Origin of the sequence: Rhizobium bangladeshense (genome assembly GCF_001662075.1) — a bacterium.
Lineage (GTDB): Bacteria > Pseudomonadota > Alphaproteobacteria > Rhizobiales > Rhizobiaceae > Rhizobium > Rhizobium bangladeshense_B.
This window is the reverse complement of the sequence record NZ_LYPL01000021.1, coordinates 49,803-70,115: the sequence shown is the minus strand read 5'-3', so window position 1 is coordinate 70,115 and position 20,313 is coordinate 49,803. Positions and strand designations below refer to the sequence as shown.

The 20,313-nt window shown below is 63.3% G+C and carries 22 protein-coding genes; 10 read left to right on the top strand and 12 right to left on the bottom strand.

The genetic code is table 11. From position 1 onward, the window contains the following. Positions 1-544 precede the first annotated feature (544 nt). Complete coding sequence (locus A7X77_RS28740; RefSeq protein WP_197486906.1) at positions 545-1,192, bottom strand: hypothetical protein; 648 nt, start codon at positions 1,190-1,192, stop codon at positions 545-547. Positions 1,193-1,455: 263 nt separating this feature from the next. On the opposite strand from A7X77_RS28740, the gene thrC reads away from it, so the two are divergent. The 7 genes from thrC (at position 1,456) to A7X77_RS28700 (ending at position 9,406) form a co-directional block, all read left to right on the top strand. Next, positions 1,456-2,880: a threonine synthase gene (gene thrC, locus A7X77_RS28730; RefSeq protein ID WP_064686232.1), complete on the top strand. Its 1,425-nt coding sequence runs from the start codon at positions 1,456-1,458 to the stop codon at positions 2,878-2,880. A 3-nt stretch (positions 2,881-2,883) separates the two neighbouring features. After that, positions 2,884-4,182, top strand: a complete 1,299-nt coding sequence (locus A7X77_RS28725) for a M16 family metallopeptidase (RefSeq protein WP_064686231.1) — start codon at positions 2,884-2,886, stop codon at positions 4,180-4,182. Positions 4,183-4,210: 28 nt separating this feature from the next. Further along, positions 4,211-4,825 (top strand): GNAT family N-acetyltransferase, encoded by a 615-nt coding sequence (locus A7X77_RS28720; RefSeq protein WP_064686230.1) that lies wholly within the window; start codon positions 4,211-4,213, stop codon positions 4,823-4,825. Beyond that, positions 4,822-7,734: a sensor domain-containing phosphodiesterase gene (locus tag A7X77_RS28715; RefSeq protein WP_064686229.1), complete on the top strand. Its 2,913-nt coding sequence runs from the start codon at positions 4,822-4,824 to the stop codon at positions 7,732-7,734. Before A7X77_RS28720 ends, A7X77_RS28715 begins: the two co-directional genes overlap by 4 nt. Before the next feature lie 119 nt (positions 7,735-7,853). Continuing rightward, positions 7,854-8,273, top strand: coding sequence for a hypothetical protein (locus A7X77_RS28710; protein WP_064686228.1), 420 nt, complete (start codon positions 7,854-7,856; stop codon positions 8,271-8,273). A gap of 97 nt (positions 8,274-8,370) precedes the next feature. After that, positions 8,371-8,679 carry a Dabb family protein gene (locus A7X77_RS28705; protein WP_064686227.1) on the top strand — a complete coding sequence of 103 codons (309 nt, stop codon included), beginning with the start codon at positions 8,371-8,373 and terminating at the stop codon, positions 8,677-8,679. Positions 8,680-8,701: 22 nt separating this feature from the next. Next, positions 8,702-9,406, top strand: a complete 705-nt coding sequence (locus A7X77_RS28700; protein ID WP_064686226.1) for a molybdate ABC transporter substrate-binding protein — start codon at positions 8,702-8,704, stop codon at positions 9,404-9,406. A gap of 60 nt (positions 9,407-9,466) precedes the next feature. Here A7X77_RS28700 and A7X77_RS28695 read toward each other — a convergent pair whose 3' ends face one another. The 6 genes from A7X77_RS28695 to A7X77_RS28675 all read right to left on the bottom strand — a co-directional run bounded on the left by A7X77_RS28695 (position 9,467) and on the right by A7X77_RS28675 (position 14,069). Beyond that, positions 9,467-10,369: a metal ABC transporter solute-binding protein, Zn/Mn family gene (locus A7X77_RS28695; RefSeq protein ID WP_064686225.1), complete on the bottom strand. Its 903-nt coding sequence runs from the start codon at positions 10,367-10,369 to the stop codon at positions 9,467-9,469. 16 nt (positions 10,370-10,385) lie between these two features. Further along, on the bottom strand, positions 10,386-11,258 hold the full coding sequence (locus A7X77_RS28690) for a metal ABC transporter permease (RefSeq protein WP_064686224.1): 873 nt from the start codon (positions 11,256-11,258) through the stop codon (positions 10,386-10,388). Further along, entirely contained in the window at positions 11,255-12,004 is a 750-nt protein-coding gene (locus A7X77_RS28685; RefSeq protein ID WP_064686223.1) for a metal ABC transporter ATP-binding protein, read from the bottom strand. Before A7X77_RS28685 ends, A7X77_RS28690 begins: the two co-directional genes overlap by 4 nt. After that, positions 12,001-12,129, bottom strand: coding sequence for a hypothetical protein (locus tag A7X77_RS34235; protein ID WP_280950359.1), 129 nt, complete (start codon positions 12,127-12,129; stop codon positions 12,001-12,003). The genes A7X77_RS28685 and A7X77_RS34235 overlap by 4 nt, the downstream gene beginning before the upstream one ends. 527 nt (positions 12,130-12,656) lie before the next feature. After that, the gene (locus A7X77_RS28680; protein ID WP_064686222.1) at positions 12,657-13,142 is read right to left on the bottom strand and encodes a peroxiredoxin; all 486 of its coding nucleotides are present in this window, start codon (positions 13,140-13,142) and stop codon (positions 12,657-12,659) included. A gap of 84 nt (positions 13,143-13,226) precedes the next feature. Further along, complete coding sequence (locus tag A7X77_RS28675; RefSeq protein WP_197486904.1) at positions 13,227-14,069, bottom strand: protein-disulfide reductase DsbD domain-containing protein; 843 nt, start codon at positions 14,067-14,069, stop codon at positions 13,227-13,229. Between the two features lie 141 nt (positions 14,070-14,210). Between A7X77_RS28675 and A7X77_RS28670 the strand changes: the two genes are divergently transcribed. From A7X77_RS28670 to A7X77_RS28660, 3 genes are all read left to right on the top strand, one after another. Then, on the top strand, positions 14,211-14,816 hold the full coding sequence (locus A7X77_RS28670; RefSeq protein WP_004673076.1) for a YqgE/AlgH family protein: 606 nt from the start codon (positions 14,211-14,213) through the stop codon (positions 14,814-14,816). Between the two features lie 105 nt (positions 14,817-14,921). Beyond that, complete coding sequence (locus A7X77_RS28665) at positions 14,922-15,113, top strand: CsbD family protein (protein WP_064686221.1); 192 nt, start codon at positions 14,922-14,924, stop codon at positions 15,111-15,113. An 88-nt stretch (positions 15,114-15,201) separates the two neighbouring features. Further along, positions 15,202-16,278 (top strand): zinc-binding metallopeptidase family protein, encoded by a 1,077-nt coding sequence (locus A7X77_RS28660; protein ID WP_064686256.1) that lies wholly within the window; start codon positions 15,202-15,204, stop codon positions 16,276-16,278. A gap of 282 nt (positions 16,279-16,560) precedes the next feature. On the opposite strand, the gene rnhA is transcribed toward A7X77_RS28660, so the two are convergent. The 5 genes from rnhA to A7X77_RS28635 form a co-directional block, all read right to left on the bottom strand. After that, positions 16,561-17,016 (bottom strand): ribonuclease HI, encoded by a 456-nt coding sequence (gene rnhA / locus A7X77_RS28655; RefSeq protein ID WP_064686220.1) that lies wholly within the window; start codon positions 17,014-17,016, stop codon positions 16,561-16,563. Continuing rightward, positions 17,013-17,978: a homoserine kinase gene (locus A7X77_RS28650; RefSeq protein ID WP_064686219.1), complete on the bottom strand. Its 966-nt coding sequence runs from the start codon at positions 17,976-17,978 to the stop codon at positions 17,013-17,015. Before A7X77_RS28650 ends, rnhA begins: the two co-directional genes overlap by 4 nt. 53 nt (positions 17,979-18,031) lie before the next feature. Further along, positions 18,032-19,033 (bottom strand): 4-hydroxy-3-methylbut-2-enyl diphosphate reductase, encoded by a 1,002-nt coding sequence (gene ispH, locus A7X77_RS28645; protein ID WP_010032185.1) that lies wholly within the window; start codon positions 19,031-19,033, stop codon positions 18,032-18,034. Positions 19,034-19,096: 63 nt separating this feature from the next. Further along, positions 19,097-19,852 carry an SURF1 family protein gene (locus tag A7X77_RS28640; RefSeq protein WP_064686218.1) on the bottom strand — a complete coding sequence of 252 codons (756 nt, stop codon included), beginning with the start codon at positions 19,850-19,852 and terminating at the stop codon, positions 19,097-19,099. Continuing rightward, on the bottom strand, positions 19,845-20,225 hold the full coding sequence (locus tag A7X77_RS28635) for a DUF983 domain-containing protein (protein ID WP_064686217.1): 381 nt from the start codon (positions 20,223-20,225) through the stop codon (positions 19,845-19,847). Before A7X77_RS28635 ends, A7X77_RS28640 begins: the two co-directional genes overlap by 8 nt. Positions 20,226-20,313: the final 88 nt, after the last annotated feature.

The following is a 20,313-nucleotide window of genomic DNA, read 5'->3' as shown; positions in this document are numbered from 1 at the left end:
CGGCCGGATGCTCTCCGGCCTCCCCTCGCTCCGTCGTGCTCTGCCTTAATCCGGAGCCTATGCAGCGGGCATTGCGTTAAGAGCGACGGCATCCATCTGCAAGAAAATTAGCGAGCCAAGTGCGAGGCTGTGGATCCCAGGTCAAGCCCTGGGATGACGGAGTGTGGTGTTGGCTTCGTTGCCAAACGCACCGCCGGCGCAACTTGTGAGGCGCTGTTTTTGCCGTCGCTCTATCGCGGCTGCTGAGCCGATGTCACCAGGCACCACATCTCCTCCGTCATCCCAGGGCTTGACCCTGGGATCCATGCGGCTGCCACCCCGTGAAGAGACACGGCATCCAATCCCAGGGAAATTAAAGAAGTCGAGTGCGGAGCTGTGGATCCCAGGGGCGGCGTTCGTCTCCGGCTCACGTCAAAACGACATCAGCAGCCAAATGCGAAACGTTGTCCGCCTCGATGACCCCGGAACAGATCGATGAGGCCGCCAGATGTTGCTCGAACCGGCCGGATCACGCGGCGGCCAGACCGCACTTTACCAGAAATAATCAGCTGCTCTTCTTGCTCTTCGCCGGCTGGGTGTCGAAGCCGATATTGACGCGCACCAACGCGCCGGCGCCGACCGGCATCTGGATGCCTTCCTTGCGGAAGATGACCTGCGTGCCCGGGGAGCCCGCAGGGATCTCGGTCGGGAACTTGGTGACCTCGGAATAGAGCACGTTCTCGCCATCGAGGATGGTGACGCGGACCGGCAGCGTCACCGGGCCGGGATTGCCGGCCGGGCCGGTGATGAGGCGCAGCTGGGCAACAACGGTCATCGTCAGGGCCGTGTCGTTCAGCGTGCATTGGCGGGTGTAGTCGCCGAAGGAGGCCTGGAAGACGATCTGCTGCGGGTCGTCCTTCTTGCCCTTGGCATAGGTGCGGAAGATCGCATCCTGGTCACGCAGGAAGATCTGCGGGCAGGCGCCCTGGACGACGGGAGCGACGGCGCCCTGGGCCGTCTTGGCGGTACCGATCGAGGGGTTGTTCGAGGAGGGATTGGCCGGCGCCAGCGGCATGATCTGGGCATTGCCGTTCGGCTGGGTCGGCGCCGCCTCCGGCTTGTTGTCGCCGCCGATGCCGAGCGAGTTGCAGCCGGCAAGCAGGGCAACGAAAGACGTGGAGATGATAAGACGCGAGACCTTGCCGAGCACTATGTTCCACCCTTTGCACAAGCGTTTCTTGGAGGGCCCCAGTCTTTTTCGCGAGGCCTTTCACGACGGTTTGCGATGGTCTATATCAGCGGCGCAAACAAAAATCGATTGGGTACGCGCCGTTTTGATGCACTTTTCGCCGCCGGATGCGGGCAACTTCAACAAGATAACGGCAATGGTATGGCCTGAGCGCAGCCCCTTGCCGGTTTCCGGCGGAACGGGCCACGGCTCGGCCCGGCCAAATTTCTTCCACCGATAGATCAAGGATGACCAACGTGGACTATATCTCGACCCGCGGCGAGGCCCCTGCCCTCGGTTTTTGCGACGCCCTTTTGACGGGATTGGCGCGCGATGGCGGGCTCTATGTTCCCCGGGAGTGGCCGCAGTTTTCGAAGAAAGAGATCCGCGCGCTGAGAGGCAAGACCTATCAGGAGATCGCCTTCACCATCCTGTCACCCTTTACCAATGGTGAGATCCCCGCGGCGACCTTCCGGGCGATGATCGACGAGGCCTACGCCACCTTCCGCCATCCGGCGATCGCCCCGCTCGTCCAGACCGGGCCGAACAGCTTCGTCATGGAGCTGTTCCACGGCACGACGCTCGCTTTCAAGGACGTGGCGATGCAGCTGCTTGCCCGGCTGATGGATTATGCGCTGGAAAAGCGCGGCGAGCGGGCGACGATCGTCGGCGCCACTTCGGGCGATACCGGCGGTGCGGCGATCGACGCTTTTGCCGGGCGCGAGCGCACCGATATCTTCATCCTCTTCCCGCACGGCAAGGTCTCGCCGGTGCAGCAGCGGCAGATGACGACCTCGACGGCCGCCAATGTTCATGCGCTGGCCGTCGAAGGCAATTTCGACGACTGCCAGAACCTCGTCAAGGCGATGTTCAACGACGCGGCCTTCCGTGACAAGGTCAGCCTGTCGGGCGTCAATTCGATCAACTGGGCGCGCATCATGGCCCAGATCGTCTATTATTTCACGACCGCCGTGGCACTCGGCGGGCCGGACCGGAAGATCTCGTTCACGGTGCCGACAGGCAATTTCGGCGATATCTTCGCCGGCTACTGCGCCAAGCGCATGGGCCTGCCGATCGACCGACTTGTCATCGCCACTAACGAAAACGACATTCTGACACGCACGCTGAAGACCGGCCGCTACGACATGAAGGCGGTCAAGGCAACGAGCTCGCCGTCGATGGACATCCAGATCTCCTCGAATTTCGAACGGCTGCTGTTCGAAGCCTATGGGCGCGACGCCTCGAAGGTGCGTGCTTCGATGGAAAGCCTCAGGCAATCCAATGGTTTCGAGATCAACGGGCAAGCGCTGAAGGCGATCCGCCGCGACTTCCGCGCCGGGCGCGCCAGCGAGAGCCAAGTCGCCGAGACGATCCGCAAGACCCATGCGGAAACCGGCTATCTCCTCGATCCGCATTCGGCGATCGGCGTCTTCGTCGCCGCCAAGAAAGAGAAGCCGAATACGCCGATGGTGACGCTTTCGACCGCACATCCGGCGAAATTTCCGGCCGCCGTAAAATCCGCTTGCGGTATTGACCCCGCGCTTCCGACGTGGCTTGCTGATCTGATGCACAGGGAGGAGCGTTTCCAGATCATCGAACCGGAGCTGAAAGCCGTTCAAACCTTTATCGGCAAACACGCCCGTGGCAAGACGACGGCAGGCGCAGAAAGATAGCCAATGACAGTTGAGTGCACCCGGCTGAAATCCGGGCTGACAGTAGTCACAGAAACGATGCCACACCTTGAGAGCGTTGCGCTCGGTGTCTGGATCAAATCGGGATCGCGCAACGAGACGGCAGACGAGCACGGCATCGCCCACCTGCTCGAACACATGGCCTTCAAGGGCACGGCGCGCCGCTCGGCCCGTGAGATCGCCGAGGAAATCGAGGATGTCGGCGGCGAGGTCAACGCCGCCACCTCGACCGAAACGACCTCCTATTACGCCCGCGTGCTGAAGGACCACGTGCCGCTCGCCGTCGACATCCTCGCCGACATTCTGACGGAATCGGCCTTCGAGGAGGAGGAACTGGAGCGCGAGAAGCAGGTGATCCTTCAGGAGATCAACGCCGCCAACGACACGCCCGATGACGTGGTGTTCGACAAGTTCTCGGAGGCCGCCTATCGCGACCAGACGCTCGGCCGAGCGATCCTCGGCACGCCGCAGACCGTCGTTTCCTTCACGCCGCAGCAGATCCGCACCTATCTCGGCCGCAACTATACAACCGACCGCATGTTCGTCGTGGCGACCGGCGCCGTCGATCATGAAGAATTTCTGCGCATGGTCGAAGATCGCTTCGCCAGCCTGCCGACCGCGCCGTCCGCCCCGCCGGTCATGGAAGCGGCGCGTTATGTCGGCGGCAGCGTGCGCGAACCGCGCGATCTGATGGATGCGCAGATCCTGCTCGGCTTCGAAGGCAAGCCCTATCATGCCCGCGATTTCTACTGCTCGCAGATTCTCGCCAATATCCTCGGCGGCGGCATGTCCTCGCGGCTGTTCCAGGAAGTACGCGAATTCCGCGGCCTCTGTTATTCGGTCTATGCCTTCCACTGGGGTTTTTCCGACACCGGCATCTTCGGCATTCATGCCGCGACCGGCGGCGAAAACCTGCCGGAGCTGGTGCCTGTGATCATCGACGAACTGCACAAGTCCGCCAATGAGATCCACCAGAAGGAAATCGAGCGCGCCCGCGCCCAGATCCGCGCCCAGCTGCTGATGGGCCAGGAGAGCCCGGCCGCCCGCGCCGGCCAGATCGCAAGGCAGATGATGCTCTATGGCCGGCCGATCTCCAATCCGGAGATGATGGAGAGGCTGGAGGGCATCACCATCGAGCGGCTGACCGATCTCGCCGGCCGACTGTTCTTCGACACCGTGCCGACGCTGTCGGCGATCGGGCCGCTGGAACAGCTCGCACCGATGGAAGACATCAAAGCCTCGCTTTCGGTCCCGGCGCCGAAGACGATGCAGGCAAGCCTCTGAGCCGCCGTCCGTCTGCCGGGAGTGATCGATGCCAAAATCGGTGTTTCGGTTCCTGTCGCGGCAGCAGGATGCGGTTGAGCTGGAGAATGATAGATATCTCCTGCGCCTGCCGCGCTATCAGGATTTCAACCAGTGGCACCGGCTGCGCTCCGAAAGCCGCAGGTTCCTGGAACCCTGGGAGCCGACCTGGCGGCGCGACGAGCTGACGGAGGGCGCCTACCGCGCCCGCGTCATCCGCGGCAAGCAGGAATATGCCTCCGGCCAGGCGATCCCGCTGTTCATCTTCCTCAAGGAAAGCCGCACCCTCGTCGGCGGCATCACCATCGGCTATATCAGAAGGGGTGCGGCACAAAGCTGCATGATCGGCTACTGGATGGGCGAACGCTACGCCGGCCAGGGGCATATGTACGCCGCGCTGCAACTGGTTATTCCTTATATCTTCTCCGGGCTTGAGTTGCACCGTATTGAAGCAGCCTGTATTCCAGATAACGCGCGCAGCATACGTCTGCTTGAAAAGGCCGGGTTTCAGCGGGAAGGCTATCTGCGCGGATATTTGAAGATCAACGGTCAGTGGCACGACCATGTGATGTTTTCACGGCTCGCCACCGATACGGATAAAGGCAGGATAACCGACAGCCGATGACCAGAGACCGCATGCTGCCCAAGTCACCGTCCGGACGAGTGATCGCGGTGATCGCAGCCCTTTTCCTGGCGGCCTTCGCCCTCATGGCGGGCGTGGTCCACGCGGCCGAACCGGTGAAGATTTCCCGTGACGATACCGCGCTCGATCTCACCGCGACGACCGAGATCTACGCCAACCAGGGCGAGGCCTTCCAGGTGTCGACCGCCGCCGGTGCCGACGGCATCCGTCGGCGCATCGAGGTCCGGGCGAGCTCGGAGAATCACCAGGGCGATTGGGCGGTATTCGCGCTTGCCAATGTCTCGGAGGAACAGCTGGAGCGCGTCATCGTCGCGCCGCATTTCCGTCTGGTCAATTCCAAGCTCTTCTGGCCGGATCTCGGCTCGCAGCGCATCATGGCGATCACGCCGAGCGAAGGTTTCGCGCTCGACCGGCAGCCGAGCGACGAGGCCGATGTCTTCCGCATCACGTTGAACCCCGGCGCCGTCATCACCTTCGTCGCGGAACTGTCGACGCCGGAGCTGCCGCAGATCTATCTCTGGGAACCGAACGCCTACAAGGACACGATCAACGCCTTCACGCTCTATCGCGGCATCGTGCTCGGCATTGCCGGCCTGCTCGCCGTTTTTCTCACCATCCTCTTCGTCGTCAAGGGCACCTCGATGCTGCCGGCAACCGCCGCACTCGCCTGGGCGGTGCTCGGCTATATCTGCGTCGACTTCGGCTTTCTCGGCAAGCTGATCAGCGTCGCCTCGGCCGACCAGCGAATATGGCGGGCCTGTGCGGAAGTGGCGCTCGCCTCGAGTTTCGTCATCTTCCTCTTCACCTATCTGAACCTCAATCGCTGGCATGCGCATCTCGGTTACGCCACCCTTGCCTGGGTGCTCGGTCTTGCCCTGCTCTTCGGCGTGGCGATCTACGATCCCTCGATTGCCGCCGGCATCGCCAGGCTGTCCTTCGCCCTGACGGCGGCGACCGGCCTGCTTTTGATCGTCTATCTCGGCTTCAACCGCTACGACCGCGCCATCCTCCTGGTGCCGGCCTGGGCGCTGACGCTCGTCTGGCTGTTCGGGGCGTGGCTGACCGTTACCGGCCGGCTCGACAACGACATCATCCAGCCGGCACTCGGCGGCGGCCTCGTGCTGATCGTGCTCCTGATCGGCTTCACCGTCATGCAGCACGCCTTTGCCGGCGGCGCCTTCCAGCAAGGGCTGTTTTCCGATCTCGAGCGGCAATCGCTGGCGCTGACCGGGTCCGGTGACATGGTGTGGGACTGGGACGTGGCGCGCGACCGCGTCGTCACCATTCCCGACGTCTCGGTCAAGCTCGGCCTTTCCCCCGGCGCCATGCATGGGGCGGCGCGCAACTGGCTGCCGCGGCTGCATCCCGACGACCGCGACCGCTTCCGCGCCACGCTCGACGTGCTGCTCGAACACCGGCGCGGCCGGCTCAATCACGAATTCCGCATCCGCGCCGAGGACGGGCATTTCCACTGGCTGTTGATCCGCGCCCGGCCGGTGCTCGGCTCCAATGGCGAGATCATCCGCTGCGTCGGCACGATCGTCGATGTCACCGAGCAGAAGAACTCCGTCGAGCGGCTGTTGCACGACGCACTGCACGACAATCTGACCGGCCTGCCGAACCGGCAGGTCTTCCTCGACCGGCTGCAGGCGGTGTTGGCGCTGGCGCCCGGCGGCGACACGCTGCGCCCGACCGTGATGGTGATCGACATCGACCGCTACAAGCTGGTCAATGATTCACTCGGGGTTGCCGCCGGCGACAACATCCTCATTGCCCTGACCCGGCGCTTGCGCCGGCTGATGAAGCCGCAGGACACGCTGGCGCGGCTGGCCGGCGACCAGTTCGGCCTCATTCTGGTGTCCGAGCACAATCCGGCCAAGGTCGCCGATTTCGCCGATGCGATCAGCAAGGCGATCATGGTGCCGATCAACTTCTCCAGTCGCGAGATCATCCTGACGGCCTCGATCGGGCTCGCCTCCTGGGTGGATCGGCAGGAGAGCGCCAGCGGCCTGCTCAGCGACGCCGAGCTTGCCATGTACCGGGCAAAACGGGCCGGCGGCAACCGCGTCGAACCGTTCCAGCCGGCCTTCCGCGACTTCGGCACCGACCGGCTGCAGCTCGAAACCGATCTGCGCCGCGCCATCGAGCGCAAGGAATTGTCGATGGTCTACCAGCCGATCGCCCGGCTGGAGGATGTCGAGATCGCCGGCTTCGAAGCGCTGATGCGCTGGGAACATCCCAAGCGCGGCAATATCCCGCCCTCCGAATTCATCCCGATCGCCGAGGCCTCCGATCTCATCGGCCCGCTCGGCATGTTCGCGCTGGAACAGGCGACCAACGACCTGATGAGCTGGCAGACCCAGACCGGCGAATTGCCGATCTTCGTGTCGATCAATCTGTCAAGCGTGCAGTTGCTCAACAACGAGCTCTATGACGACGTGCGTTCGGTTCTCGCCAAGACCCATTGCGCACCCTCGCGGCTCAAGCTGGAACTGACGGAATCCATGGTGATGGAAAATCCGGAACAGGCCCGCCTGGTGCTGCAGAAGCTGAAAGAAGCCGGCATTGGCCTGGCGCTCGACGATTTCGGCACCGGCTATTCCTCGCTTGCCTATCTCACCCGCTTCCCCTTCGAGACGATCAAGCTCGACAAGGCGCTGGTGCGCGACAGCAGCGACAAGAAGGCGACCGTGCTCCGCTCGGTCATAGCAATGGCGCGCGAGCTGGAGATGAAGGTGGTGGCCGAAGGCATCGAATCCAACGAGGATGCGATCGAGCTCGCCAAGATGGGCTGCAGCTACGGACAAAGCTATCTGTTCGGGCCGCCGATCCCGTCGGAATCGGTGCTGCGGCTGCTGCGCGACCGGTTTCCGCTGACAAAAAGGGCCTGAGCGCCGGCGAACCGGGCTTAACCGGTCTCCCGCCTGCGCGGCGCGCCTCTCACCCACGATTGGTGATTGACCAACGACCGGCGATGTGCGCCTCTTTCCTATCGCATAAGGACAATTCGATGCTCAAATTTCTGCTCGCCCTTTCAGTCGGCGCCCTGTTCGTCTCGCCGGCGCAGGCGACCGACCTCTATCCCGCCACCAAGGCCTGCGTGCCGGGCAAACCCCATTGCGAGCGATGGACGGCGGAGTTCGAGAGATCGCTGGCGCTGGCGCAGAAGGGCGATCACGTCGCCCAGCAGACCGTGGCCTTCTGCCTGTCCACCGGCTGCCACGGCGCCGTCGCCATCGACAGGGTCGCCTCCTGCAGCTGGTACCTCGTCATCGTCAATTCGGGTACAGTGACGGTGCTTGACCGCTCCAATCTCAGAAACACCTGCCGGCCGATGACGCCGGCGCAGAAGGATGAAGCCCGCGCCTTGTCCGGCGAACTCATCCGCAAGCTCTACAATCGCGCACCTGTTGCAAGCGACCAGATGTAAGCTCTCCGGACGGCAGCGTCCGGGGTGACGATAAATCTGATTGCCCTCCCGGCTTTCGCCGCTATTCTGCCGGCAACGACAATCGGGAGGACCACTGATGATCCTGCACTGCGTGTTCCTGCGGCTGAAGACCGCGATGACGATCGACGACAAGCAGGCGCTGTTTGCCGCGATCGTCGCGCTGAAACAGGTCATTCCCGGCATCGTGGATATCAAATACGGGCCAAATGTCTCGCCCGAGGGGCTGCATGGCGGCTTCGTCGACGGCTTTGCCGTCACCTTCGAAAGCGCCGAAGCCCGGGATGCCTATCTCATCCATCCCGAACATGTGGCAGTCGGCGAGCGCATCGTCTCCTCGACGGATGGAGGCCTCGCCGGCATCCTGGTTTTTGACCTCAATATTTGAGGCGCAACTGGACGGCTGGGCGATGCATCAGGAAATCCGGCTTTTTGGCGCGATCGCTGTCCGACCCGCCGTCCTTGCTCTCATCCCCCGGTTCGAAACGGCCACAGGTTTGGCTGTTGCGGCCAGGTGGGAGGTCAATCCCACGGTCAAGAAGCAGATCGAGGCCGGCGAGCCTTTCGACCTCGTCATCATCAACCCTGATATGGTTGAGGCGCTGACCGCCTCTGGAAAAGTCAAGGCGGGAAGCCAGGTGGCGTTCGGCAGAATCGGGATGGGTGTGGCGGCCAAGGCAGGCAGCCGACCGCTCGACATCGGATCGACAGAAGCATTCAAGCAAACTTTGAAGGACGCGAGATCCATCGCCTATGCCAGTGACGGAACCAGCGGCCGCCATTTCTCTGCCTTGTTGGATCGGCTGGGAATAGCAGATGAGGTAAAGCCCCGGCTCGTCGCCGCGCCTGGAGGGCAGACAGCGTCGGCCGTCGGTCGTGGGGAGGCCGAGTTGGCCGTCGTCCCCATGACCTCAATTCTCGCTGCCGCGCCCGACGTCATGCTTGTCGGCCGGTTTCCGGCAGAGCTTCAAAGTTACATCGACTTTGACGTGGGCATCGGCGCCGATTCCAGCGACGCGGAAGCCGCCAGCCAGCTTTGGGAATTTCTGGTATCGGCAGCCGCGGATGAGGTTCTGGCGGCCAAGGGCGTCGAGCGACGCCACAAGCCTGTTTGACAGGGGAGCATGACGCCGAGGCGGACCTCGGCATCATGCTTTTCACCATCCGATCGGCTGTCAGCTCGATTTCGCCATGGCGGCGGCAAGCCGGTCGACATTGTAGCGGAACATTTTCTCGTAGGTCGGCGCCGGTCCCTGGGCGTCGGACAGCGATTCGACATAGAGCTCACCGCCGGGTTCCGCGCCCGTTGCCTTGGCGACCTGCTTGACCAGGCGCGGATCGTTGGAATTTTCGAAGAAATAGGCCTTCACGTGCTCGCTCCTGATCTGTTCGATCAGCTTGGCGACGTCGGCGGCCGAGGCCTCGCTCTCGGTGGACAGGCCGAGCGGTGCCAGGAAGCTCACCTTGTATTCGCGGCCGAAATAGCCGAAGGCATCGTGGCTCGTCAGCACCTTGCGGCGGTCCTCGGCGATCGTATCGAATTTCGAATGGGCGTAGGCGTTCAGCTCATCCAGCTTCTGCGTATATTTTTCGGCATTGGCCTTGAAGGCGGCGGCGTCGGCGGGATCGGCCGATGACAGCGCCTTTTCGATATTGGCGACCCAGACCTTGACGTTGACAGGGCTGTTCCAGACATGCGGATCGGTGATGGTCTTGCCGTCCTCTTCCATGGTGCGGGTGCTGATGCCTTCGGAAACCGTCACCGGCTTGCCCTTGTAGCCGGAGGCGGTGATCAGCCGGTCCATCCAGCCTTCCAGCCCTTCGCCGCTGACGAAAGTGACTTCAGCCGCCTTCAAATTCTTCGCGTCGGCCGGCGACGGCTCGAATTCATGCGGGTCGCCGTTCGGCCCAACGAGGCTTGTGACATGAACATGGTCGCCACCGACCTGTTTCACGACATCGGCAAGCACGGTGAAGGACGCCACAACCTTCAGCGTTTCGGCCGAAGCGGGGGCGGTCGACAGCGCCATCAGCGCGGGCAGTACGGCGGCGGAGAGAAGCAGTCTGCGCGAAATCATCGAAGTCTCCTTGAAATCAGCCCTTCAGATGCGGGCGGGGAAAGAAGCGCCGGGCGATGCCGGAGGGCGCGAAGAGGATTGAAAAGGCGTAGATCAGCGCCGCCGTCATGATGATCGTCGGGCCGGAGGCGAGTTCCAGATGGTAGGAAGCGATCAGGCCGAGATAGCCGGAGGCGGCCGCACTGGCGGTGGCAATCAGCATCATCACGGCCAAGCTGCGCGACCAGAGCTGGGCGATGGCCGCCGGCAGCATCATCAGGCCGACCGCCATCAGCGTGCCGAGCGCCTGGAAGCTGGCGACGAGGTTCAGCACCACGAGCAGCAGGAAGAGGACGTGATAGACCGGCCCGCGCCCGCCGACGGCTCTCAAGAAACCCGGGTCGAAGCATTCGGCCACCAGCGGCCGGTAGATTGCGGCGAGGATGAGAAGCGTCATCGAGGTGATCGCGCCGATCTGATAAAGTGCCGGTGCATCGATCGCCAGGATGGTGCCGAAGAGCACGTGCAGCAGATCGATGTTCGAGCCGCGCAGCGAGACGATCAGCACGCCGAGGGCCAGCGAAGCGAGATAGAAGCTCGCAAAGCTCGCATCCTCGCGCAGCACGGTCATGCGGCTGACGGCGCCGGACAGCAGCGCCACCGACAGGCCGGCGACAAGGCCGCCGAGGCCCATCGCCGTCAGCGACAGCGAGCCGGCGACGAGATAACCGATCGCCGCCCCCGGCAGCACCGCATGGCTCATGGCGTCGCCCATCAGGCTCATGCGCCGCAGCATCAGGAAGACGCCGATCGGCCCCGAACCGAGCCCGAGGCAGAGGCAAGCGACAAGAGCGCGGCGCATGAAACCGAAATCGGCAAAGGGCGCGAGGAAGAGATCGTAGGTCGTCATGCCGCCGGCTCCTCCTGCGGGGCACAGGCCGCCGCATCCTCATCCCAGCGCTCGGCCATGGCGCGGGCCTTCATGAGATTGGCGGACGACATGACATCGCCGGTCGGCCCCCATCCCACAAGCTCGCGGGCGAGCAGCAGGGTCTGAGGGAAGTGCGTCCGGACGAGCTCGAAATCATGCAGCACGGCGATGACCGTGCGGCCCTCGCCGTGCCAGCGGGAAACGATGTCGAGGAGATCCCGGGTCGTGCGGGCATCGATTGCCGTAAACGGCTCGTCGAGCAGGATGACGCCGGCATCCTGCAAGAGCAGGCGGGCAAAGAGCACGCGCTGGAACTGGCCGGCCGAGAGCGAGCCGACATGGCGCCTGCCGAAGCCTTCGAGACCGACGGCGGCGAGCGCCTCGCCCGCCTTTTTGACATCGGCGGGTGCCACGCGGCCGAAGGCTCCGCTCGCCTTCCAGGCGCCGAGCATGACGGTGTCGATGACCGAGATCGGGAAACGCCGATCGATCTCGGCCGCCTGCGGGAGATAACCGAATTCCGCCCGCACCAGCCGGTGCTCGATCCTGCCCTCGGCCGGGCGAAGCTCGCCCATGATCGCCTTCAGCAGCGTCGACTTGCCCGCCCCATTCGGCCCGGCAATCGCCGTCAGGCTGCCCGGCGCAAAGGCGCCGGAGAGATGATGGACGGCCGGGTGGCGATCATAGGCGACCGTGAGATCATCGAGACGGATCAAAGGCGTCATGGCAGCAGAACCGCCCAGTGAATGGCTAGCCAGAGCGCGGCAATGACCAGCGAGATGCCGATCACCCGGGATAAGGCCGATTGTCCCAGCAGGCTGATGGAGGGGCGATCGGGGCTTGAGGGCATGGCTCATCCTGATGATGTAATAACATTACACGTTATGTTATAACGATTGCGGCGAGATTGAGGCGGGAGGACCGGCCTTCTTGTCACAGGGGTGGTCGGTGGATTCCAGGCTCAAGGCCTGGAATGACGGAGTTTTAGGAGGGCCATTGGCAGGAAGCGGAACGAAGCGGCGATTGCGTCACCATCGCTGGATTTGCCACAAGCTCACCCCACCCTCCGTCGTCCTCGGGCTTGACCCGAGGATTCAGGCGGCCTCATCGGCTGTGGCCATGGATTCCAGGCTCAAGGCCTGGAATGACGGAGATTGAGGAGGGCCAGCGGCAAGAGGCGCAACGCCGCTGCTATTGCCTCACCGTCGCTGGTTTTGCCACAGAGCTTACCCCGCCCTCCGTCGTCCTCGGGCTTGACCCGAGGACCCATGCCGGCCTCGCCGACTGCGGCCGTGGATCCCAGGCTCAAGGCCTGGGATGACGGAGGTTGGGAGCACGTTGCTGCCAGACCAGCCGGCGATTCGACCTATCGAAAACTCAGAGCAGCTCCAGCATCGCAGCCGCACCCGAGACCGTTGCCTGGCCGGGGCTTTCCTCGACGTTGAGAGCTTTCACGACGCCATTTTCGACCAGCATCGAATAGCGCTTGGAGCGCAGGCCGAGGCCGCCGGCGGAGAGGTCGGCTTCGAGGCCGACGGCCGTGGTGAAGCCGGCGTCCCAATCCGCGAGGAAGTGGATCTTGCCGAGGCCGCCGGAGGATTGCGCCCAGGCGCCCATGACGTGCCAGTCGTTGACGGCGAGAACGGCGATGTCGTCGATGCCCTTGGCGAGGATGGTGTCGCGGTTTTCGAGGTAACCCGGCAGGTGGTTCAGCGAGCAGGTGGGGGTGAAGGCGCCCGGCACGCCAAAGAGCACGACGCGCTTGCCGGCGAAGAGCTGATCGGTGGTGATTTCGACCGGGCCGTCGGCGGTCTTTTCCTTGAAGGTGGCGGCAGGAAGCTTGTCGCCGATCGCGATGGTCATGGGTTTTCTCCTTTGTTCTGTTTTTGCGGCGGATGCCGGCCTGGCGGGCGCCGCGAGAAGATCGCAGGCGACTATAGGTGCCGGTCAGTCAAAGGCAAGCGTGGTCTCCATCGCCCGGTCACCATCGATGACAAGCACGCTCCAGCGCTTGCCGGATGGGTCATAATCCTTCGGCAGCTTGCCGATTGCAATGTCGGTCTTAAAGGCTGCGCCGTCGCGTTTGCCGCCGACCTGCTTGGTGAAAGCGTAGCCGCTCGGGCCGGTGACGATGATATCGGGCGCGCCGCCGCTCCCCCCGCCCGGCAGGGTGAGCGTCAGCGACAGCGTCTTCCTGTCGGACGACATGGCGTACGCCGCAACCTTGAAATCGGCCGAAGGCGGCTTCGGCAAGGCCGCATCGGCGGCCGCAAGGATCGCCTCTTCCTGCGGCTGCGACTGCTTGGCCGGGCCGAGCTTCACTGCCAAATTCGCCTGGAAGGGGATGCAGATGTCCTTGCAGATGCCGATGAAGGCCGTCGCGTCGATCGCGACCGGGCCGTTACCGGCGACGTTCAGCGATAATGGCAGCGTCACCGGCGCGTCATAGGCGATATCCTCGATACCGCCCTTGAAAAAATGCTTGGGAACGGGATAGCCGATGGCATCGAGCGCCACGCCGCTTTCCGGGGCGATGGTGACGAGAGGCGGGATGCCGCTGTTGCCGGGCTCGCGCCAATAGGTGATCCAACCGGGTTTCGGCTCGATCTGCAGGCCGGCACGGATTTTGCCGCCGGCATCGGGTGCCAGCGCCACGAGGCGCATGCGGCCGCCCTCGGCCTCGGCCCAGGCGCTCATTTCCGCCTGCGCGGAACAAAACGGGGCGAAGGCTGCGACGAGCGAAATGGCCGCCATGAAAAGCCGGCGCGGTGCCAAAGAAATAATCATCATGGAACAAAGGTTTACCGAAAGTGCCGTTTGGCCGCCAGAAGCGGCGGCCACATAATCTTCATTTTCAGTTGATTGATTGGTGACATTGGCCCATCCTTCTCTTGTCGGGGCCTTTGGTGCGGTCTGGCAGCAGGAGGAACAATGTCCTTATCGACGCTGAAGAACAGACGGGAACGTGGCTTCTTCGATGGCCAGTTCCTCATCGCCATGCCGGGCATGGAAGACCGCAATTTTGCGCGCACCGTGATTTACATCTGCGCGCATTCGGATGCCGGCGCCATGGGCTTCGTCATCAACCGGCCGCAGAGCCTCACCTTCACCGATGTGCTGCTGCATCTCGACATGATCAAGCAGGAAGAGCCGATCGTGCTGCCGCAGCGCGCCCGCGACTTCCCGATCCAGACCGGCGGCCCAGTGGAAAGCGGCCGCGGCTTCGTGCTGCATTCGGACGATTATGCCAGCGACTCCTCGATCCCGGTCAGCGACGACATCTGCCTGACGGCGACGCTCGACATCGTGCGCGCCATCTCCAAGGGTGCCGGGCCGAAGCGGGCGACGATGCTGCTCGGCTATTCCTCCTGGGGGGCCGGCCAGCTCGAAAACGAGGTCGCCAACAATGGCTGGCTCACCTGCCCGGCCAATGAAGAACTGATCTTCGACCGCAGCCTCGAGGACAAATACGAGCGGGCGCTCGCCGGCATGGGCGTGACCGCCGCCATGCTTTCGGCCGAGGCCGGACACGCCTGACATCAGGCGGCGGCGGGCTTGACGCGCGCTGGAACGAATAGCCGCAAGTGACGTTTCCTTCCGGCGCGGACGAGAGGTCCGACGCCGACCAAGGAGACATCACCTATGGGTAGCACCAGCGACAAGATTTCAGGCAAGACCAACGAAATTGCCGGCAAGACGAAACAGGCCGTCGGCAAGGCCACCGGCAATCGCGACATGCAGGCCAAGGGCGCCGTCCAGGAGGCCAAAGGCAAGGGACAGGTCGCAACCGGCAAGGTCAAGGACAAGCTCAAGGGCGCCGTCGACCGGCTCTGAACCACAAGCGCATCCTTGATGAACCATGCCTGCTGCGCTTCGCGCGGCGGGCATTTTTCATCCGCCCTGCTTTGCTGAGATCAATACGATGAAGCTTTTCGCCTGCGACAATTGCGATCAAGTCGTCCATTTCGACAACCGCCACTGCGTGCGCTGCAATCATCGCCTGGGTTTCCTGCCCGGCGATCTCGCCATGCATGCGCTGGAGCCGCGCGACGAGACGGTCTGGCAGCTCGTGTCCAATCCCGAGCGGCAGGTGCGCTTCTGCGCCAATGCCGGGCTCGACATCTGCAACTGGCTGGTGGAGGGCGACAGCGACAGCGAGTTCTGCGCCGCCTGCCGCCATAACCGGCTGGTGCCCAACACCGATACTGAGGACGGCATCGGCCGCTGGCGGCGCATCGGTCAGGCGCAGCGCCATCTTTTCTATTCGCTGTTGCGCTGGAAGCTGCCGCATCCCGACCGTGCGGAAGATCCGCAGGGCGGGCTCGTCTTCGATTTCCTCGAGGATTCGCTGCAGGGCAACGGCAATGTCGTGCCTGCCATGACCGGCCATGAGGAAGGCCTGATCACCATCCGCGCGGCGGAAGCCGACGATGCGACGCGCGAACAGGCGCGCAGCTCGATGAACGAACCCTATCGCACGCTGCTCGGCCATTTCCGCCACGAGGCCGGCCATTTCATCTGGAACAAGCTGGTGCGCGACCAGAACGACCTCGACAATTTCCGCACCGTCTTCGGTGACGAGCGGCAGGATTATCTAGTGGCCCTCCAGAAACACTATGCCGCCGGCCCGCCCCTGGGATGGCAGGATAATTTCATCAGCGCCTATGCTTCGTCACATCCCTGGGAGGATTTCGCCGAATGCTTCGCACATTACCTCCATATCGTCGATACGCTGGAAACCGCCCGCGCCTTCGGCATCGCCATCGATCCGCGCGGACATGAAGAAATAGCAGGCGAGGTCGATTTCATCCCCTATCGGGCAAAAAACGCCGAGCAGCTGGTCAGCGCCTGGGTGCCCCTCAGCCTGGCGATCAACGCCATCCAGCGCAGCATGGGCCAGCCGGACTCCTACCCGTTCGTGCTCTCTTCGCCCGTTGTGGCCAAGCTCGAATATCTGCATCGGCTGATCCAGGGAGCGGCGGTGGCGCCGCGGCAGTGAGATGCAAAGCCTGTCCGACCCACTTCCGTGCTCGTCATTAGGATGAGCAAGCGGGGATCCGCCTCCGCCCATTGTTGGTCTTCGGGGGCGAATTGGCTGGGACGTCACCACACATTCCGTCATCCTCGGCCTTGAGCCGAGGATCCACGCCCCTGCTGGTGGGTGTCGGCGTGGATGCTCGGGTCAAGCCCGAGCATCACGGAGATTGGGTTGGACCGACGGCACATTCATGCCGCGAGCGCTAGGATAGCGATAGGTGCGAGGCGGCAAAACCACACACCCTTAAAACGAAACCGCCTTGCGCTTCTTGAACGGCTCCATGCCGCGGCGCGCAAGCTCATCGGCACGTTCGTTCTCGGGATGGCCGGCGTGGCCCTTGACCCAGTGGAGCGTCACCTTGTGGCGGTTGCGGGCTTCTTCCAGGGCCTGCCAGAGTTCGGCATTCTTCACCGGCTTCTTGTCCGATGTCTTCCAGCCGTTTTTCTTCCAGCCGAAAATCCACTTGGAGATGCCGTCCTTGACATAGGCGCTGTCGGTATAAAGATCGACCTCGCAAGGGGTCTTCAGCGCCTGCAGGGCGGAGATCGCCGCCAGCAGTTCCATGCGGTTGTTGGTGGTGTCCGCCTCGCCGCCGCAAAGCTCCTTTTCGACGTCGCCATAACGCAGCACGGCGCCCCAGCCGCCGGGGCCGGGATTGCCGGAGCATGCGCCGTCGGTGAAGATATCGACGTGTTTCATAGGCTCAATCCGTATTCGGCGGCCGAGCCGATCTGGCGGTGGAAGCGCAGCTTGCGCAGATATTCGAGCGGGTCCTTCTTGGTGACCATGGCGCCCTCGGGCGTCGTCAGCCAATCATAGAGCCGCGTCAGGAAGAACCGCAGCGCGGACCCACGCGACAGCACCGGCAAAGCGGCGATCTCTTCGCCGCTCAAAGGACGCACGCTCTGGTAACCCTCGAGCATCGCCGTGCCCTTGGTGATGTTGTACGCGCCGTCCTTTTCGAAGCACCAGGCATTCAGGCAGATTGAAACGTCATAGGCGAGCAGGTCGTTGCAGGCGAAATAGAAGTCGATCAGGCCCGAGAGCTGATCACCAAGGAAGAAGACGTTGTCGGGAAAGAGGTCGGCGTGGATGACGCCGGCCGGCAAACCCTTCGGCCAGGCGGCAGCGAGGAAATCGAGTTCGCTGCGGATCTCATCCTGCAGGCCGGGCTCGACCTCATCGGCGCGCGCCTCGGATTTTTCCCAGAGCGTCCGCCAGCCGTCGAGCGACAGTGCGTTCGGGCGCTTCAGCTCAAAACCGGCACCTGCCACATGCATTTGGGCGAGCGCCCGGCCGACCTCGCGGCAATGTTTCGCCTCCGGCTTTCGCAGCCACATGCCTTCGAGGAAGGAAATCAGCGCCGCCGGGCGGCCGGAGAGCGAGCCGAGCAGCGCGCCGTCGCGGCGCGGCAGCGGCAATGGGCAGGAGAGGCCGCGGGCGGCAAGATGCTGCATCAGGCCGAGGAAGAACGGCAGGTCGCTCTTTTCCACGCGCTTCTCATAGAGCGTCAGGATCAGCGGTTCCTTGGAGGTGTGCAGCAGGAAATTGGAATTTTCCACACCTTCGGCGATGCCCTTGTAGGAGAGCAGGCTTCCTGCGTCATATTCGGTCAGGAACCATTTCAAATCGTCTTCGGCGATATCGGTATAGACTGCCAAGTGAGGTCTCGTCTTGTTTATGGATGGTGGCTGGCCGGGGCCGCGATGACGGCCTAGCCGTTGACGAAGGCCATGTCGGCCGCCGTCAGCTCGATGCTGCGCAATTCGCGGTTGACCAGAAAATTCTCGGTTTCCTGCACCGTTTCGGCCAGTTCGACACGGGCGTCGAAGCGGGCGCGGAACGCCTCGATGATCTCGTTGACGATGACCTCGGGGGCGGAGGCGCCGGCGGAAAGGCCGAGCGTCGAGATCGCGCCGATCTCGTCCCAGTCGAGTTCGGCGGCGCGCTGTACGAGGATCGATTTCTTCGCCCCTGCCCGCAGCGCCACTTCTACCAAGCGCTTGGAATTGGAGGAATTCGGCGCCCCGACGATGATGAAGAGATCGCAGCCGGGGGCCGCCTGCTTCACCACTTCCTGGCGGTTGGTCGTCGCATAACAGATCGAATCGGCCGCCGGCGCGGTCAGATTGGGAAAACGCTCGTGCAGGCGGGCGATGACGCCGGCGGTGTCGTCGACCGAGAGCGTCGTCTGCGTGACATAGCCTAGATTGTCCGGATCGGCGGGCGCATAGGCGTCGGCATCCTCGATCGTCTCGATCAGCGAGACCGATCCCTCCGGCAGCTGGCCCATGGTGCCGATCACCTCGGGGTGGCCGGCATGGCCGATCAGGACGACGTGGCGGCCGAGGCGATTATGGCGCATCGCCTGCTTGTGGACCTTGGAAACCAGCGGACAGGTGGCGTCGAGATAGAAGAGGTTGCGGTTTACCGCATCCTCCGGCACGGATTTGGGCACGCCATGGGCGGAGAAGACGACCGGCTGGGCGCGATGCTCGGCCGGGATCTCGTCCAGCTCCTCGACGAAGACGGCGCCCTTGGCCTCCAGCCCCTCGACGACATAACGGTTGTGGACGATCTCGTGGCGCACATAGACCGGCGCGCCATAGGATTTCAGCGCCAGCACGACGATCTGGATGGCGCGGTCGACGCCGGCGCAGAAGCCGCGCGGCCCGCAGAGCCTGATCGTCAAGGGAGGTTTCGCCGCAATATTCATGTCTGTTCCGGATTGAGAGGGTAAGGGACCTCTAGCCCAATATGGCCAAGAATTGAAGCGATACTATTGCCGAGGCGACTTCCCTGACTTGCGGAACCAGGAGATCGCCACCACGACGACGAGCACGGCGGCCAGGCCGTACCAGGTCAGGGCATATTGCAGATGGTCGTTCGGCAGATCGACCTGGGTGACGCCGCCGATCGGCAGGCCGGCCGGATTGGGGGTGGAATCGGCATCGACGAAGAAGGGAAGGACACGCGCCTTGTCCAGCCCGACGCTCTCGGCCATGACGTCGAGGTCCTTCCAGTAGAAGATGTTCTTGGCGACGTCATTGTCGGGCACCAGCGAGGAGGGCTTGCCCGGAAGTTTTCCCCGCGCCAGGCCGGTGACGGTCTGCTGATCCGTCAGCTGGCCCTGCACGCGCATTTCCGGCTCCTTGTTCTCATAGGGAACGAAGCCGCGATTGACGAAGAGGACGCGCCCGTCGGCAAGCTCGAGCGGGGTATAGACGTAAAAGCCGGTCTGGCCGCGCCAGGTGGCGAAGAAGTGACGCTCCTTGTTGTTGATGTAGCGGCCGGTGGCGGTGACCTTGCGGTATTCGATATCGCCGCCGGATGCCGCCATCGCCTCGATGTCGGACAGCGGCGCCGGGGCGGCAGCCTGGCGCGTGGCAATATCGGCGAGCAGGCCCTCTTTCCAGTGGAGGCGCTCGAGCTGCCAGGTGCCGAGCGAAATCAGGATTGCAAGCGCAATCAGCACCAGCATGCCTGTTATCACGGGCAGCCGGCGGCGCGGCATTACATGCTCTGCTTCAGTCACTCAGGCGTCCCTCGCGGGCATTGTGGCGGTATTGCATGGCGATCAGGATGCCCTTGAACCAGCGCAACGTCATGAGAGACAGGATGATCGTCAGCGGCGCGAACAGCAGGATATGAACCCAGATCGGCGGGCCGTAATTCACCTGCAGCCATAGCACCATGCCGATGATGATAAAGCCGACGATAAGGATGACGAAGACGGCCGGACCGTCGCCGGAATCGGCGAAGGCGTAATCGAGACCGCAGGATGCGCAACGCGGCTTCAGGCCGAGCAGGCCATCGAAGAGCTTGCCTTGGCCGCAGCGCGGGCAGCAGCCCTTGATGCCCGTTTTAACCGGGTCGACAGGGGGAAAATGCGCGCTGTCCTCGTTCATGCCATTCCTTCTGACAATTCCATGCTGCCTTAACTCTCCCATAAAGTATTCGCATCCCGAATGGAAATGCCCGCGCGGCCTCCCTCAG

Excerpts from the sequence above, each read along its gene's own strand:
- A7X77_RS28705 (WP_064686227.1), top strand. The coding sequence starts at position 8,371 with ATGATCCTGCACTGCGTGTTCCTGCGGCTGAAGACCGCGATGACGATC.
- A7X77_RS28715 (WP_064686229.1), top strand. The coding sequence starts at position 4,822 with ATGACCAGAGACCGCATGCTGCCCAAGTCACCGTCCGGACGAGTGATC.
- A7X77_RS28685 (WP_064686223.1), bottom strand. The coding sequence starts at position 12,004 with ATGACGCCTTTGATCCGTCTCGATGATCTCACGGTCGCCTATGATCGC.
- A7X77_RS28665 (WP_064686221.1), top strand. The coding sequence starts at position 14,922 with ATGGGTAGCACCAGCGACAAGATTTCAGGCAAGACCAACGAAATTGCC.
- A7X77_RS28680 (WP_064686222.1), bottom strand. The coding sequence starts at position 13,142 with ATGACCATCGCGATCGGCGACAAGCTTCCTGCCGCCACCTTCAAGGAA.
- A7X77_RS34235 (WP_280950359.1), bottom strand. The coding sequence starts at position 12,129 with ATGCCCTCAAGCCCCGATCGCCCCTCCATCAGCCTGCTGGGACAATCG.
- A7X77_RS28660 (WP_064686256.1), top strand. The coding sequence starts at position 15,202 with ATGAAGCTTTTCGCCTGCGACAATTGCGATCAAGTCGTCCATTTCGAC.
- A7X77_RS28725 (WP_064686231.1), top strand. The coding sequence starts at position 2,884 with ATGACAGTTGAGTGCACCCGGCTGAAATCCGGGCTGACAGTAGTCACA.
- A7X77_RS28700 (WP_064686226.1), top strand. The coding sequence starts at position 8,702 with ATGCATCAGGAAATCCGGCTTTTTGGCGCGATCGCTGTCCGACCCGCC.
- ispH (WP_010032185.1), bottom strand. The coding sequence starts at position 19,033 with ATGAATATTGCGGCGAAACCTCCCTTGACGATCAGGCTCTGCGGGCCG.
- A7X77_RS28635 (WP_064686217.1), bottom strand. The coding sequence starts at position 20,225 with ATGAACGAGGACAGCGCGCATTTTCCCCCTGTCGACCCGGTTAAAACG.
- A7X77_RS28710 (WP_064686228.1), top strand. The coding sequence starts at position 7,854 with ATGCTCAAATTTCTGCTCGCCCTTTCAGTCGGCGCCCTGTTCGTCTCG.
- A7X77_RS28675 (WP_197486904.1), bottom strand. The coding sequence starts at position 14,069 with ATGATGATTATTTCTTTGGCACCGCGCCGGCTTTTCATGGCGGCCATT.
- rnhA (WP_064686220.1), bottom strand. The coding sequence starts at position 17,016 with ATGAAACACGTCGATATCTTCACCGACGGCGCATGCTCCGGCAATCCC.
- A7X77_RS28720 (WP_064686230.1), top strand. The coding sequence starts at position 4,211 with ATGCCAAAATCGGTGTTTCGGTTCCTGTCGCGGCAGCAGGATGCGGTT.
- A7X77_RS28670 (WP_004673076.1), top strand. The coding sequence starts at position 14,211 with ATGTCCTTATCGACGCTGAAGAACAGACGGGAACGTGGCTTCTTCGAT.
- thrC (WP_064686232.1), top strand. The coding sequence starts at position 1,456 with ATGACCAACGTGGACTATATCTCGACCCGCGGCGAGGCCCCTGCCCTC.
- A7X77_RS28695 (WP_064686225.1), bottom strand. The coding sequence starts at position 10,369 with ATGATTTCGCGCAGACTGCTTCTCTCCGCCGCCGTACTGCCCGCGCTG.
- A7X77_RS28690 (WP_064686224.1), bottom strand. The coding sequence starts at position 11,258 with ATGACGACCTACGATCTCTTCCTCGCGCCCTTTGCCGATTTCGGTTTC.